The sequence below is a fragment of the Pseudomonas sp. 05N431 genome (assembly GCF_056397005.1).
Genome location: NZ_JBFTMN010000021.1, coordinates 73,062 through 85,648 on the forward strand (window position 1 = coordinate 73,062; position 12,587 = coordinate 85,648).

General features: G+C 58.0%; 17 protein-coding genes and 1 pseudogene. 7 read left to right on the forward strand and 11 right to left on the reverse strand.

Going from position 1 to position 12,587, the window contains the following annotated elements:
• Positions 1–86: 86 nt before the first annotated feature.
• Together AC1DIG_RS25950 and AC1DIG_RS25955 are read left to right on the forward strand one after the other, a co-directional pair.
• On the forward strand, positions 87–548 hold the full coding sequence (locus AC1DIG_RS25950) for a MarR family winged helix-turn-helix transcriptional regulator (protein ID WP_477769594.1): 462 nt from the start codon (positions 87–89) through the stop codon (positions 546–548).
• A gap of 238 nt (positions 549–786) precedes the next feature.
• On the forward strand, positions 787–1,206 hold the full coding sequence (locus AC1DIG_RS25955) for an organic hydroperoxide resistance protein (protein ID WP_477769595.1): 420 nt from the start codon (positions 787–789) through the stop codon (positions 1,204–1,206).
• A 76-nt stretch (positions 1,207–1,282) separates the two neighbouring features.
• On the opposite strand, the gene AC1DIG_RS25960 is transcribed toward AC1DIG_RS25955, so the two are convergent.
• The gene (locus AC1DIG_RS25960; RefSeq protein ID WP_007943632.1) at positions 1,283–1,852 is read right to left on the reverse strand and encodes an elongation factor P; all 570 of its coding nucleotides are present in this window, start codon (positions 1,850–1,852) and stop codon (positions 1,283–1,285) included.
• A 48-nt stretch (positions 1,853–1,900) separates the two neighbouring features.
• A complete protein-coding gene (gene earP, locus AC1DIG_RS25965) occupies positions 1,901–3,034 on the reverse strand; it encodes an elongation factor P maturation arginine rhamnosyltransferase EarP (protein ID WP_477769596.1) in 1,134 nt (377 codons plus the stop codon).
• A 122-nt stretch (positions 3,035–3,156) separates the two neighbouring features.
• On the opposite strand from earP, the gene AC1DIG_RS25970 reads away from it, so the two are divergent.
• Positions 3,157–3,558: a hypothetical protein gene (locus tag AC1DIG_RS25970; RefSeq protein WP_477769597.1), complete on the forward strand. Its 402-nt coding sequence runs from the start codon at positions 3,157–3,159 to the stop codon at positions 3,556–3,558.
• A gap of 2 nt (positions 3,559–3,560) precedes the next feature.
• Positions 3,561–4,043, forward strand: a complete 483-nt coding sequence (locus tag AC1DIG_RS25975; RefSeq protein WP_477769598.1) for a GreA/GreB family elongation factor — start codon at positions 3,561–3,563, stop codon at positions 4,041–4,043.
• Positions 4,044–4,048: 5 nt separating this feature from the next.
• Here the strand turns inward: AC1DIG_RS25975 and cysB are convergent, their stop codons facing one another.
• The 5 genes from cysB to AC1DIG_RS26000 form a co-directional block, all read right to left on the reverse strand.
• The gene (cysB, locus tag AC1DIG_RS25980) at positions 4,049–5,023 is read right to left on the reverse strand and encodes an HTH-type transcriptional regulator CysB (RefSeq protein WP_003183769.1); all 975 of its coding nucleotides are present in this window, start codon (positions 5,021–5,023) and stop codon (positions 4,049–4,051) included.
• Positions 5,024–5,136: 113 nt separating this feature from the next.
• Complete coding sequence (locus AC1DIG_RS25985; RefSeq protein ID WP_054596346.1) at positions 5,137–5,637, reverse strand: universal stress protein; 501 nt, start codon at positions 5,635–5,637, stop codon at positions 5,137–5,139.
• Between the two features lie 94 nt (positions 5,638–5,731).
• Positions 5,732–6,637, reverse strand: coding sequence for a 5'-nucleotidase (locus AC1DIG_RS25990; protein WP_477769599.1), 906 nt, complete (start codon positions 6,635–6,637; stop codon positions 5,732–5,734).
• Between the two features lie 24 nt (positions 6,638–6,661).
• Positions 6,662–7,624, reverse strand: a complete 963-nt coding sequence (locus AC1DIG_RS25995; protein WP_477769600.1) for a putative 2-dehydropantoate 2-reductase — start codon at positions 7,622–7,624, stop codon at positions 6,662–6,664.
• The gene (locus AC1DIG_RS26000) at positions 7,621–8,007 is read right to left on the reverse strand and encodes a thioredoxin family protein (protein ID WP_477769601.1); all 387 of its coding nucleotides are present in this window, start codon (positions 8,005–8,007) and stop codon (positions 7,621–7,623) included. Before AC1DIG_RS26000 ends, AC1DIG_RS25995 begins: the two co-directional genes overlap by 4 nt.
• Here AC1DIG_RS26000 and AC1DIG_RS26005 point away from each other — a divergent pair.
• Entirely contained in the window at positions 8,006–8,437 is a 432-nt protein-coding gene (locus AC1DIG_RS26005; RefSeq protein WP_477769602.1) for a PilZ domain-containing protein, read from the forward strand. The two genes, AC1DIG_RS26000 and AC1DIG_RS26005, sit on opposite strands and share 2 nt — an antisense overlap.
• A gap of 144 nt (positions 8,438–8,581) precedes the next feature.
• Complete coding sequence (locus AC1DIG_RS26010) at positions 8,582–9,658, forward strand: 3-deoxy-7-phosphoheptulonate synthase (protein WP_427543492.1); 1,077 nt, start codon at positions 8,582–8,584, stop codon at positions 9,656–9,658.
• Between the two features lie 63 nt (positions 9,659–9,721).
• Here AC1DIG_RS26010 and AC1DIG_RS26015 read toward each other — a convergent pair whose 3' ends face one another.
• Positions 9,722–10,003, reverse strand: a complete 282-nt coding sequence (locus tag AC1DIG_RS26015; RefSeq protein WP_019692933.1) for a GNAT family N-acetyltransferase — start codon at positions 10,001–10,003, stop codon at positions 9,722–9,724.
• Positions 10,004–10,639: 636 nt separating this feature from the next.
• Between AC1DIG_RS26015 and oprI the strand changes: the two genes are divergently transcribed.
• Entirely contained in the window at positions 10,640–10,891 is a 252-nt protein-coding gene (oprI, locus tag AC1DIG_RS26020; RefSeq protein WP_002553018.1) for an outer membrane lipoprotei OprI, read from the forward strand.
• Positions 10,892–11,014: 123 nt separating this feature from the next.
• Here the strand turns inward: oprI and AC1DIG_RS26025 are convergent, their stop codons facing one another.
• The 3 genes and pseudogenes from AC1DIG_RS26025 to AC1DIG_RS26035 form a co-directional block, all read right to left on the reverse strand.
• Positions 11,015–11,983, reverse strand: a complete 969-nt coding sequence (locus AC1DIG_RS26025; protein ID WP_477769603.1) for a L,D-transpeptidase family protein — start codon at positions 11,981–11,983, stop codon at positions 11,015–11,017.
• A 103-nt stretch (positions 11,984–12,086) separates the two neighbouring features.
• Positions 12,087–12,380, reverse strand: coding sequence for a hypothetical protein (locus tag AC1DIG_RS26030; RefSeq protein ID WP_019692935.1), 294 nt, complete (start codon positions 12,378–12,380; stop codon positions 12,087–12,089).
• Between the two features lie 58 nt (positions 12,381–12,438).
• Positions 12,439–12,587: pseudogene (locus AC1DIG_RS26035) on the reverse strand (arylesterase); the annotation flags it as partial.

Consider the following 12,587-nt stretch of genomic DNA (forward strand, 5'->3'; position numbering starts at 1 on the left):
AGGCCTCGCATCCTAAACCAAAAATTATCTGGCGCATTAAAGACTCGACCGCTAAATTCATGGCGATGAATGATCAAGGTTTAGACATGAGCACCCAACGCAACACCCCGGACAACTGCGACAACCTGCTGCTGGATAACCAGCTGTGCTTTGCCCTGCACTCAACGTCACTGCTGATGACCAAGGTCTACAAACCCTTGCTGCAAGCGCTGGGCCTGACCTATCCGCAATACCTGGCAATGATGGTGCTGTGGGAACGCGATGGGCTGACCGTCGGCGAAATCAGCACGCGCCTGCTGACCGATCCCGGCTCCCTGACGCCGCTGCTCAAACGCCTGGAGGCCGAAGGCCTGCTGAGCCGTACCCGCAGCCGCGAAGATGAACGCGTGGTGATTGTCGAGCTGACCGAACAAGGTCGCGCCCTGCGGGAAAAAGCCCGGGAGGTTCCGCCGTGCATCCTCGGCGCCAGCGGCCAGACCCTGGAGCAGATGCGCAAACTGCAGGCCGATCTGCAGAACCTGCGCAGTCATCTGCAAGACAGCCTCTAACCCTCAAACCACCAAACATCCCCTGTGGGAGCGAGCTTGCTCGCGAATACGGTCTGTCAGCCAACATCAATGTTGAATGTGAGTCCGCTTTCGCGAGCAAGCTCGCTCCCACATTTTTTGCGCGGCAAAATTTTAAAAATTTACCTTGCGCGCAAAACATTCGCGAGCTACATTTATTTCGCAATTACTTAGCGCGCAAACCTTTAGCGCAAAATCAAACCCGAACGAGGCTCAAACCATGCAAACTCTCTATACCGCAGTTGCAACCGCTACCGGTGGTCGTGATGGTCACGCCGTTTCCAGCGACAACATCCTCGACGTGAAACTCGCCACGCCAAAAGAACTTGGCGGTGCCGGCGGTGCAGCGACCAACCCTGAGCAACTGTTCGCGGCCGGTTACTCGGCTTGCTTCATCGGCGCGCTGAAATTCGTCGCCAGCCAGACCAAGCGCAAAATCCCCGATGACGCCTCGATCACCGCCCATGTCGGCATTGGTCAGATCCCTGGCGGCTTCGGTCTGGACATCGACCTGCATGTCAGCCTGCCGGGCCTGGAACAGGCCGACGCGCAATCGCTGGTCGACGCTGCGCACCAGGTCTGCCCTTACTCCAACGCCACTCGCGGCAACGTAGACGTTCGCCTGCACGTGACTGTCTGAGTGTTCGCACCCGACAGACGCGCACAAAAAAGCCCGACTCAATGGTCGGGCTTTTTCTTTCCTGCAAAAACTGCGCTTACTTAGCGCGGCCTTTGTAAGAACCGCCTTCGCGGGTATCGATCTCGATCATGTCGCCGATTTCGATGAAGTCAGCAACCGACAGCTCGGTACCGTTCTTCAGTTTGGCAGGCTTCATCACCTTGCCGGAAGTGTCGCCGCGAGCGGAACCTTCGGTGTAGTCAACCTGACGCACGATAGTGGTCGGCAGTTCTACGGAAACCAGACGCTCTTCGAAGAAGATCGCTTCGCAAACATCGGTCATGCCTTCTTCAACGAAAGGCAGAACAGCTTCGATGTCTTCAGCGTTCAGCTCGTACATGGTGTAGTCGGTGGTGTCCATGAACGTGTAGGTGTCGCCGCTGATGAACGACAGGGTCGCTTCTTTGCGGTCGAGGATTACGTCGTCCAGTTTGTCGTCAGCGCTGTAAACGATCTCGGTCTTGTAACCGGTCAGCAGGTTTTTCAGCTTGGTCTTCATGATCGCGCTGTTACGACCGGACTTGGTGAATTCAGCTTTCTGAACCAGCCAAGGGTCGTTTTCGAGACGGATCACCGTACCGGGTTTCAGTTCTTTACCAGTTTTCATTGCGAATATCCGAATTTGGATGGGATTTACAAAAATCTAGGCCGCGTATCATATCCAATTTAGGTAAAACTGCACCAGCGCCGAAGCAAGATCGGCCTGCAAAGCCTGTTCCAGACACCACGCCTGGGCGTGTTTTTGCAGTTCCGGCCAGTGTTCCTGTGTCGCAACCCATGCCTGGGCCATTCCTGCGCCCGTGTTCCAGGCTCGCCATAACCCGACGAGTGCCGCTTTTGCCGCCGGTGAAAGGCCTGCGGTGTACAGCGTCAGAAAGGCTTCGAGTTTGTCCAGGTGGACATCTTCTTCCTGTTGATAAATATGCCACAGCATTGGCCGGGCCGCCCATTGCGCGCGGACGAACGAGTCCTCCCCACGCACGGCGTTGAAATCACAACTCCACAGCAGCAGGTCGTATTGATCCTGCCGGACGAATGGCAACACCTGCACGGTCAACGCACCGCGCACCTGTAATGCGCCGACACCAAGCCCTTCAACGCCCAGCCAGCGCTCAACGTCGCCCAGGATCCGACCCTCGGGCACCAGCAGATGAGTGGCATGAACGTCACCCGCCATGACGTCCAGCCAATCGGCCAATCCGGCATTCTCGTAGGCAAACAACGAAATCAGCCGTGCGCCGTCGGCGCGATCGACGCCCAGCCCTTGCAGGAATTCGCGCTGAGCCTCAGCGCTGCGTTGAAACTGCTCGCGCCGCTCCAGCAACCCGCGCTCACGCAGCAAGCCGCCAGTACCGGCCTGAAACCCCGGGAAGAAGAAGTACTTCTGCACCTGCTTGTACTTCACCGACGGCAAGCCATGACAGCCGACGATCCAGTCTTCGGCGCTCAAATAATCGAGGTTCATCCACAGCGGAGCCTTTTCGCGCGCCGCCATTGCCTCCATATAGGCATGCGGCAACTGACAGGCAAACGCCGCGATCACCACATCGGCGGCCTCTGTCGGCGCCCAGTCGGCCGGCCAATGGCAGACTTCGACGCCTTGCTGCCACTGCCGGGCAGCACTGATATCGAGCTCCGGGCACAAGCGTTCGAACGCCCGCAGGTCATCGACCCACAGCCGTACCGCGCAGTGATGCTCGGCCACTAACTGCCTGGCCAGGCGCCAGGTCACGCCGATGTCGCCGTAGTTGTCGACGACCGTGCAGAAAATATCCCAGTCGACTTTCATTCCAGGCTCCGTGGGGCAAAGACCTCAATTGTCCGCATAAATCGTTGCGCGCAGAAGAGCCGACGCCGATTAATCTTCATGCGACAATCGCCGCAGCCCACAACCCTCGCCAGGAGGCAGCCATGCCCTACCGTCCACACGTTCGCCGCACGATGTCCATCACACTCAGTCCATTGCAACTGATTGCCAGCATCGCCGTGGGATTGTGGCTGGGTTTTTTGGCCATTGCGCTGACCTGCTGGCTGGTGTCGAAACTGCTGTTCAGCGAACAACTTGCTTCGTTTGCCGACGCAGCGCACCAACTGACTCAACCCAAGCCTGCGGCGGTTGAACCGGCACCCGAGAATCCGATGTTCGAGCAGTACAAGGAAAACCTGCGCAAACAGGCACAACAGCAAACGCTCGATCAGGCACGCAGCAATACCCGCAACCTGTCCAACCCGAAATGCCAGTTCTGGCTACAGCAAGACCAAACCGCGCCCACCGAAAAAAGCCGCGCCAACGTCCAACAATTCTGCGATTGATCATGAACAAACACACGGTCCACCAGCTGATCCTGGAAAAGCTTACGGTCGATCTCGACATCGCCGAGCGTGCAGCGCAAACCGCATACGAAACCGCGACCCACGAAGAAAACATCGCCGAGAACAAGTACGACACCCTGGGACTGGAAGCGTCTTATCTGGCAGCCGGACAAGCCAAACGGGTGGAGGAAATCCGCCAGTCACTGGTGCTGTGCCAGAACCTGACACTGCGCTCTTATGACGATCAGCGCGGGATTGAAGTCGGTGCGCTGTTAGGCCTGGAAGACGAAAAAGGACGCGAACAGTGGCTGTTCCTGGCGCCTGATGCGGCCGGCTTGAAGGTTGATCTGGTGGGGCAACTGATTACCGTCATCACCCCGCGCTCACCGCTGGGCAAAAGTCTGCTGGGCAAGTTCGAGGGTGATGAGGTGGAGATCGTGGTGGCGGGCGCTCGGCAACAGTTCGCTGTCACCGAGGTCGTCTAGCGGACTTAGTGAACTGGTAGTTCAACACCGTCGAACAGCTCTTCCAGTTCCTGCTTGTTGTGGCACTGGATGGCTTTGGCCATGACTTCGCGAGTCAGGTGCGGGGCGAACTTCTCGATGAAGTCGCACATGAAGCCACGCAGGAACGTCCCGCGACGGAAACCGATTTTGGTCACGCTGGATTCGAACAGTTCGCTGGCGTCGAGCACCACCAGGTCGTTGTCGAGTTTGGTATCGACGGCCATTTTCGCCACGATCCCGACACCCAGACCCAAGCGAACATAAGTCTTGATCACGTCGGCGTCGGCGGCGGTGAACACCACTTTCGGGGTCAGGCCGCGATGGCTGAAGGCTTCGTCGAGTTTCGAACGACCGGTGAAACCGAACACGTACGTCACGATCGGGTATTCAGCCAGGGCTTCGAGGGTCAGCTTCGGCAGCTTGGTCAGCGGGTGACCTTGCGGCACGACAACGCAGCGGTTCCAGCGGTAGCACGGCATCATCACCAGGTCGCCGAACAGCTCCAGCGCTTCAGTGGCGATGGCAAAATCAACGGTGCCGTCAGCGGCCATTTCGGCGATCTGCATCGGCGAACCCTGGTGCATGTGCAGGGCAACGTCCGGGTATTGCTTGATGAAATTGCTGATCACCGGTGGCAGTGCATAACGCGCCTGGGTGTGGGTGGTGGCAATCGACAGGGTGCCTTTCTTCTCGTTTGAGAACTCCTGAGCGATCTGCTTGATGCTTTCGACCTTGCGCAGAATTTCGCCAGCCGTGGTGATGATTCGCTCACCGGCCGGGGTCACTCGGGTCAGGTGTTTGCCGCTGCGCGCGAAAACCTCGACACCCAACTCGTCTTCCAACAGACGGATCTGCTTGCTGATGCCCGGCTGCGAGGTGTACAGGCTTTGAGCAGTAGCGGAAACGTTGAGGTCGTGGTGCGCCACTTCCCAGATGTAGCGCAATTGTTGAAGCTTCATATGAATCCCTCAAAGCAGATAGACGCCACGGGCATCAGCGACGGTATATAACTATATTAATGGTTTGAAGAATAAATCTAGAACTTTTTCATCAAAAGGCCAGCATTCTCGCCTTAAATATCGCCGTGACGCCGACGCTGCGACAATGGCACCAGGTAAACCGGCACGTGTGACAACTGCAGCACACGCGCAGCAGTCCGTCCCAACGGTGTTTCTCCACCGGCCCCATGGCTGTGACTTCCTAGGATCAACAAATCCACCGAGAGTTTCTGTGCCTGATCAAGAATGACCTGCGACGGGTCACCCTGAAATACTCTGACCGATTGAATCAGCTCCAGGTCCTGCTGCCCCTCCCCCAACTCTTCGCGAAAGCTGTCGAATACCCGCTGCTCGATATTGGCCATCACCGTGTTCAAACCCTGACTGTGAAATTCATTCAAGGCTTGCTCATCGAGATAGCTCTGCAACACCGATTCGGCAAAAAGCCCCATGGGCTCAACTGCATGCACCACATACAGATCGGCTTTGAATGTTCGTGCCAATGCCAACGCGTGCTGCATCACAAAGGGTGCGTAGAGGCCGAGGTCAGTGGCATACAGCATCGAATGAATCATATGACCTCCTCGAATGCCGAGATGGCGGCGATTGATTCAGCTTAGCAGTGCCACAGCGAGTACGACATCCTGCGCAAGGCGTTGAACATTAGGCTTAAACCTTCAGTTCATTGCTGATGCCATGAGGGACGTGACCGGTGGCGACCACCTCACGGGCCAACTCGCAGTGGCCTGCCTGATCGTCGAAAAATACGTCGGCGGCGAAGGCTTCAAGAAACGCCGATTTCGCCAGCCCGCCGAGAAACAGCGATTCGTCGAGTCGGATATCCCACTCGCGCAAGGTACGGATGACGCGCTCGTGAGCGGGTGCCGAACGCGCGGTCACCAGTGCGGTACGGATCGGGCAGCTGTCATCAGGAAACTCGCGCTGCAACAAATTGAGCGCTGCCAGAAAACCTTTGAAGGGCCCTCCGCGCAACGGCTCGCGAGCGGCTTCGCGCTCGTTGGCCTGAAAGGCCTCGAGGCCACCCGACTGATAAACCCGCTCCGACTCATCGGAAAACAGCACAGCGTCGCCGTCGAAGGCGATGCGCAACTCTTCGCTGGCGGCGCGACTCGCACCACCCGACAGGATCGTCGCCGCAGCGAAGCCGGCATCGAGGGCGCTGCGTACGTCATCGGCGTGGGTGGAGAGAAACAGATCGCAGCCGAAGGCCTTCAAGTACGGATACGGACTGCGCCCGCCGACAAACGCAGCGCGGGAAATCGTCAGGCCGTAATGGTGAATCGAGTTGAAGACTCGCAGGCCGGTGTCTGCACTATTGCGCGACACCAGCACCACCTCGACCCGCGCCCGACCGAGGCTGGCATTGAGGTTCAACAGTTTTTGCACCAGGGGGAACGCATCGCCCGGCTCGAGGATTTCGTCTTCGTGCTCGATCTGATACTGACGATAAGCCTCGACGCCGCTCGCCAGATAGAGCTTGTGGCTTTCGCTCAGGTCGAACAGCGCCCGCGACGAAATCGCCAGCACCAGTTTGTCGCCTATCCCTTTTGCCATGCTGCTCCCCCCAGGTGAAACGACTTAACCGTTATGCCGATCGACAAAACTCAAGGCCTGATACAAAGCCTCGATTTTCGGCAACTCGCAACCGGCGGCCTTGGCTGCGGCCAATGGCCGCGCATAAATCGCTGCCAGTTCCAGTGGCCGTTTATGCTGGTAATCGTGGTACATGCTCGGCCAGTAGTCGGGCATTTTTTCGGTGACCTTGAACAGGTGTTCGGCATACCCCGGCGGCATGCTGTGGCCACAGGCAAGTGCGCCTTGCACCACTTCGGCCATCAACGCCTGAATCAGTTCACGACTGCTGTCATCGGCCATCAGCGGTGTCGTGCTCGCACCGAGCAAAACCGATAAACCGTTGTACGGAACATTCCAGACCAGTTTTTGCCAGCGCGCCTGCTGAAGGTTGGTCATCGCCTGCGATTCAAGACCAGCGGTACGAAACAGCCCCGCCCCCTGTTCGACAATCGCCTGACGCGCCGTCTCGTCATCAAGCGCCGGTCCACTGTGATAACCCACGTTCACCGCACCGAGCGCCTGGTGCTCGATCACTCCGGGACCCGAGCGATGCACGCAGATAAAGCACAGCCCACCCAGCAGGTGCAGTGAGTCGGGTAACAGATCGCGCAGGCTGTCTTCGACATCCAGGCCATTTTGCAGCAACAGGACCTTCGCCCCCGGCGCCGCGGCCTTGATGATCGCCGGTGCAAGCTCGGCGTTGCTGGTGGTTTTCGCGCCGACCAGCAACCAGTCGCACAGCGGCATATCGTCGGCCGACGAATACGCCTGAACCGGATTCAAGGTCAACGCACCATAGGGCGCGCTGTTGAGTTGCAGGCCGCGCTCGGCGACCGCTGAAAACTCGCTGCGCAACAGAAAGTGCACATCGAACCCGGCCCGCGCCAGCATTACGCCGTAAAAGCCACCGATTGCTCCGGTGCCGATAATGCCGATCCTCGGTTTTTCAACTGCTGTGCCCGTCATGGCAACTCCTCTGGATTTCGATTCAGCGCCTGCCCCAGCGCAGCATTCAGTTCGGTGCGGGCCAGGCGCGACTGTAGCGCCCCATAAAACTCGCCATCGCGCACGACAAACAGCGCGGGCAAATGAAAGACCTGATAACGCTCTACCGCGCCACCGTTGTTCCCCGCGTCGATCCAGCACAGCTGATCGACTTCAAGGTCAAGCTCCGGTAACTGCTGACGGGCCCAGCGGCAACTGGAACAGCCAACGCTGGTGAAAACCACCAGAGAGACACCGCTCATCGCCAGCAGCCGCTGGTCAGCATCGAAATCAGTCAGCTCGCATTCGACCACTATACTGGGAGAAGCACTGTCGAATGACCGACACTTGGAGTCTGTGTTCATGGGGCGCTTTATTCCTCATCCTGACGATGTGCCTGTCGAGTTAACGTTGCGCAAGCATCAGTGTATTTCTCGGCAAGAACTGCACACTATCAGTCTCGGAGGCGTGGCTTGCAATTACCACCGCGCCTGGCGCAAAGGAACGGCACTGGAAGTGCGAATGCCGACCCTGAGCGAAAATGTCTGTTATCTGGGCTATGTAGCTTGGTGCCTGCGACGAAAGCACGGTTATCTGGTCGGCATCGCGTTCATCGACGAACAGACCCTGTTTAAAGCCCGAATGGGCGAGCAAGTCTGCCAGATCGAACGTTTTTGCCGTCAGCAAAAGCCCCAGGTTGAACAGCAAGGCGTCGAGGCGCTAGCCCTCAAATGGCTCGACCAGCATGCCACCGAGTACTCCCACGAGACTGTCCGACAGGCCTTTGCGCAGTAAGCGCTGGATTAAACCCGCGCCTGCCCATTGTCGAGCCACCGCGTAACGCGCTAAGGTTCGGCTCCCCGCTGCGCTTAAATCATGCTGTGCTCCGCCGCGCGGGGATCGCTGGCGGCCGGCACCCGTGACCTGACGAGTAACACGATGGCTGATTTACCGATCAATGACCTAAACGTCGCCTCCAACGAGACGCTGATCACTCCTGACCAGCTCAAGCGTGATATCCCTCTGAGCGATGCTGCCCTGCGCACCGTGACCAAGGGCCGCGAAGTCATTCGCAATATCCTGGATGGCACCGACCACCGCCTGTTCGTCGTTATCGGGCCTTGCTCGATCCACGACATCAAGGCTGCACACGAATATGCCGAGCGCCTCAAGGTACTCGCCGCTGAAGTGTCCGATACCCTGTATCTGGTCATGCGGGTCTATTTCGAGAAGCCACGGACCACCGTCGGCTGGAAAGGCCTGATCAACGACCCGTACCTGGATGACTCGTTCAAGATTCAGGACGGCCTGCACATTGGTCGTCAGTTGCTGCTGGACCTGGCCGAGATGGGCCTGCCGACGGCAACCGAAGCCCTTGACCCGATCTCGCCTCAGTACCTGCAGGACCTGATCAGCTGGTCAGCGATTGGCGCGCGCACCACCGAATCCCAGACTCACCGTGAAATGGCTTCGGGCCTTTCTTCGGCTGTGGGCTTCAAGAACGGCACCGACGGTGGCCTGACGGTTGCCATCAACGCCCTGCAATCGGTTTCCAGCCCGCACCGCTTCCTGGGGATCAACCAGGAAGGTGGCGTGTCGATCGTCACCACCAAAGGCAATGCCTATGGTCACGTGGTACTGCGCGGTGGCAACGGCAAACCGAACTACGATTCGGTCAGCGTCGCGCTCTGCGAGCAAGCGCTGAACAAGGCGAAGATCAAGCCGAACATCATGGTCGACTGCAGCCACGCCAACTCCAACAAGGACCCGGCGCTGCAACCGCTGGTGATGGAAAACGTGGCCAACCAGATCCTCGAAGGCAACCAGTCGATCATCGGCCTGATGGTCGAAAGCCATTTGAACTGGGGCTGCCAGGCGATTCCGAAAGACCTCGCCGAGTTGCAATACGGCGTGTCGATCACCGATGCCTGCATCGATTGGACCGCCACCGAAAAAACCTTGCGCAGCATGCATGCCAAGCTCAAGGATGTGCTGCCCAAACGTCAGCGTACCTGAGCGTATTCAGCGCACACAAAAACGCCGGGCTAAGCCCGGCGTTTTTTTATTCGGTAATCCTGATCAGAGCTTGGCCGCGTGCCGCTGGTGACGCTCCATGTAGCGCTCCACGTAGGAGCACGACGGAATGACTGTGTAGCCCATTTCCTCGGCGTACTGCAGCGCCTGTTCGGTCAACGCCGCCGCAATACCGCGACCACGCAACGCGTTGGGCACGAAAGTACGATAGATATCCAAGGTCTGTTTCCCCAGATCCATATAGGTCAGGTAGGCACGATGACCGTCCACATTGGTCTCGAACTGATGACCAGCCTGGTCATGGTGGATGGACAACGCCTCGCTCATCACTACTCCTCGCGGGTCTTGAACTGACCCCTACCTTACCGATGTTTTCCCGGCGAAGGAACCTCTACGCCACCCCGTGTCTGTTTGGACACCGAGAAGAACTGCACCCATCTCGCGCAACCGGACACATTTCGAATAGTAGGCACCAAAGGCTGAAATGCTCAAGGCGCACTTGTCATCACGTCGATTGCGCCGGTTCAGCGCAGGGCACGTAGCAGCGGCTCGACCAAACACCTCCCCTGGTCGATAGCCTGAACATTGCCGGATGTTGAGACTTAAGACGAGCCCGGCTTGTTAAAGTCACCTCTACATGCCCGAAAGAGGCGTGAGCCGCTCCGCAAATTCTGAACAAAAGTGTAGACGAATCGATATAGAGCGACTTTGGCTCTAGAGCGTGAAACAGTCGTATACGTCAGTCAGCTATACCAGCAGGTCGCTCAGGACGGGCTTCCCAGCTGAGTATTTTTTATACAACACGATTAAAAGTTGCTCGAAAAAGATTCCGCGCCTACAATTTTTTTTGCTTCTTGCGCTACGTCAGTTTACTTACTACAAGTAATGGGTAGTATGTACGCCGGCTATTTCCTCACTCTGAGGAGACAGCTACTTAATAGAAAGTCCTTGAAGGGGAACACGATGAACAACGTTCTGAAATTCTCTGCTCTGGCTCTGGCCGCAGTTCTGGCTACCGGTTGCAGCAGCGTATCGAAAGAAACCGAAGCACGTCTGACTGCTACTGAAGACGCAGCAGCTCGCTCCCAGGCTCGTGCAGACGAAGCCTACCGTAAAGCTGATGAAGCTCTGGCTGCTGCTCAAAAAGCACAACAGACTGCTGACGAAGCTAACGAGCGTGCTCTGCGCATGCTGGACAAAGCTAGCCGCAAGTAATAGTCCTTCGGGATTGTTATCAAGCCGATCCATTTTTTGGGTCGGCTTTTTTTTGCCCGGGCTTTACCGAGGGCAATAAAAAACCCACCGACGCCATGAGGCCTCGGCGGGTCGTTTGAAGCGTTACTGCAGGTCGATCGGTACAGCCGACGCCACAGGCGTGGAGGTATTCGGTACGGCGATTTCCACCGGCATGCCATCTTCAGCGGCGACCACGTCGCGCACCACATCCCAGTTCATGCGCAGGTTGTTGGTGATGTCCTCACGCTTGAGCATCGCGTTGATCACCGCGGTGTGCTTGTCGACCACCGACGGGTTGCCAGTGTCGTCCAGCGGCGTATGCGCTTCCAGGTAAACCTTGCCGCCACTCATGCCGAACTTGTACGGGTCGTTGAGGATCCGTACCGACGTCCCTACCGGCACCATGCCGGCCATTTCCAGCACGTTGTTGTTGAACATGCGGAAGCAGCCATGGCTGGTGCGCATGCCGATGCCGAACTTCTTGTTAGAACCGTGAATCAGGTAGCCCGGAGTGCCCAACGTGAACTTGAACGGCCCCAGAGGGTTGTCCGGACCGGCTGGCACGACGTTTGGCAGTGGATCGCCATCGGCGGCGTGCTCGGCCTTGATCGAGGCAGGAGGGGTCCAGGTCGGGTTCGGTGTTTTGGCAGTGATGCTGGTGTGGGCGATTGGCGAGCCCCAGCCTTCACGACCGATACCCAGCGGGAAGGTGTACACCACGTTCCGGCCTTTCGGGTAGTAGTAGAGGCGATACTCGGCCAGGTTGATCACGATGCCTTCACGCGGGCCTGGTGGCAGGATGAAGCGCGTTGGCAATACGACTTCGGTACCGGCACCCGGCAACCACGGATCGACGCCCGGGTTGGCGGCGACCATTTCCAGGTAGCCCAGATCGTAGGTGGTGCCCAGATCGGCAAAGGTGTCTTCGTACTTGGCTTTGATCGTTTGCACCTGGCCGACGATATCTTCGCCCGGAGGCGGCAAAGGCAGCTCCAATGCTGCAACGGGACCCGCTACACACAAGGCGGCAAGAGACAAGTAGCGGGTGACGGCAGGAAAGCGCGGCAGCATCCGGAACATCCTTCGTATGATCAACAGAGGGTATGGGGGCAAGATTGTACACCGAAGCCCCCGAATTCGGGGAGCCGGGTCGATGGACTGCCCTTTGGGGGCTTTACAGCTCGAAGCGCAACTCAGGCCAGATCGGCGATGTACCGCGCTTTTGCGACTCGAGAATCGCCCGGCACAGCGAGCACAGTCGCTGGTCCTGAAACACTGTCCGGTCGACGCTCGACCAGCGCGGTTGTGCCGGCAGCAAAGTGCCGCACAAGGTACGGTCGGCCGAGCCGCCCAACTCCAGTTGACGCGTCACCAGATGCACCCGGACTTCCTGGCAGGCGAACAGATCCAGCTGTTCGTCAGGCTCGATCAGTTGGTAGGCAAACAGGGACCAGGCAGGACGCGGCATCGGGGGCTCCAAATCAGGGGGGCGCCACATTAGCCGAAAGACTGCCGCTAGAAAAGCGTCATAACAGCGGTTTTAGCGTAGGCCAGACATTTTCCAGCAACTTGCCCTGCGCCGCGACCGCCGGGTGAATGCCATCGGCCTGCATCAGCTCGGGATTCCCGCCGATTCCCTGAAGAAAAAACGGCACCAGCGGGACTTTTTTCTCCT

Bases quoted from the DNA above. Each gene is read 5' to 3' on its own strand.
- AC1DIG_RS26030 (WP_019692935.1), bottom strand. From the start codon at position 12,380: ATGCCGCGTCCTGCCTGGTCCCTGTTTGCCTACCAACTGATCGAGCCT.
- AC1DIG_RS25985 (WP_054596346.1), bottom strand. From the start codon at position 5,637: ATGATTCATTCGATGCTGTATGCCACTGACCTCGGCCTCTACGCACCC.
- earP (WP_477769596.1), bottom strand. From the start codon at position 3,034: ATGAAAGTCGACTGGGATATTTTCTGCACGGTCGTCGACAACTACGGC.
- AC1DIG_RS25960 (WP_007943632.1), bottom strand. From the start codon at position 1,852: ATGAAAACTGGTAAAGAACTGAAACCCGGTACGGTGATCCGTCTCGAA.
- AC1DIG_RS26015 (WP_019692933.1), bottom strand. From the start codon at position 10,003: ATGAGCGAGGCGTTGTCCATCCACCATGACCAGGCTGGTCATCAGTTC.
- AC1DIG_RS26010 (WP_427543492.1), top strand. From the start codon at position 8,582: ATGGCTGATTTACCGATCAATGACCTAAACGTCGCCTCCAACGAGACG.
- AC1DIG_RS25990 (WP_477769599.1), bottom strand. From the start codon at position 6,637: ATGGCAAAAGGGATAGGCGACAAACTGGTGCTGGCGATTTCGTCGCGG.
- oprI (WP_002553018.1), top strand. From the start codon at position 10,640: ATGAACAACGTTCTGAAATTCTCTGCTCTGGCTCTGGCCGCAGTTCTG.
- AC1DIG_RS26025 (WP_477769603.1), bottom strand. From the start codon at position 11,983: ATGCTGCCGCGCTTTCCTGCCGTCACCCGCTACTTGTCTCTTGCCGCC.
- AC1DIG_RS26005 (WP_477769602.1), top strand. From the start codon at position 8,006: ATGGGGCGCTTTATTCCTCATCCTGACGATGTGCCTGTCGAGTTAACG.
- AC1DIG_RS25975 (WP_477769598.1), top strand. From the start codon at position 3,561: ATGAACAAACACACGGTCCACCAGCTGATCCTGGAAAAGCTTACGGTC.
- cysB (WP_003183769.1), bottom strand. From the start codon at position 5,023: ATGAAGCTTCAACAATTGCGCTACATCTGGGAAGTGGCGCACCACGAC.
- AC1DIG_RS25950 (WP_477769594.1), top strand. From the start codon at position 87: ATGAGCACCCAACGCAACACCCCGGACAACTGCGACAACCTGCTGCTG.
- AC1DIG_RS25995 (WP_477769600.1), bottom strand. From the start codon at position 7,624: ATGACGGGCACAGCAGTTGAAAAACCGAGGATCGGCATTATCGGCACC.
- AC1DIG_RS25970 (WP_477769597.1), top strand. From the start codon at position 3,157: ATGCCCTACCGTCCACACGTTCGCCGCACGATGTCCATCACACTCAGT.
- AC1DIG_RS25955 (WP_477769595.1), top strand. From the start codon at position 787: ATGCAAACTCTCTATACCGCAGTTGCAACCGCTACCGGTGGTCGTGAT.
- AC1DIG_RS26000 (WP_477769601.1), bottom strand. From the start codon at position 8,007: ATGAACACAGACTCCAAGTGTCGGTCATTCGACAGTGCTTCTCCCAGT.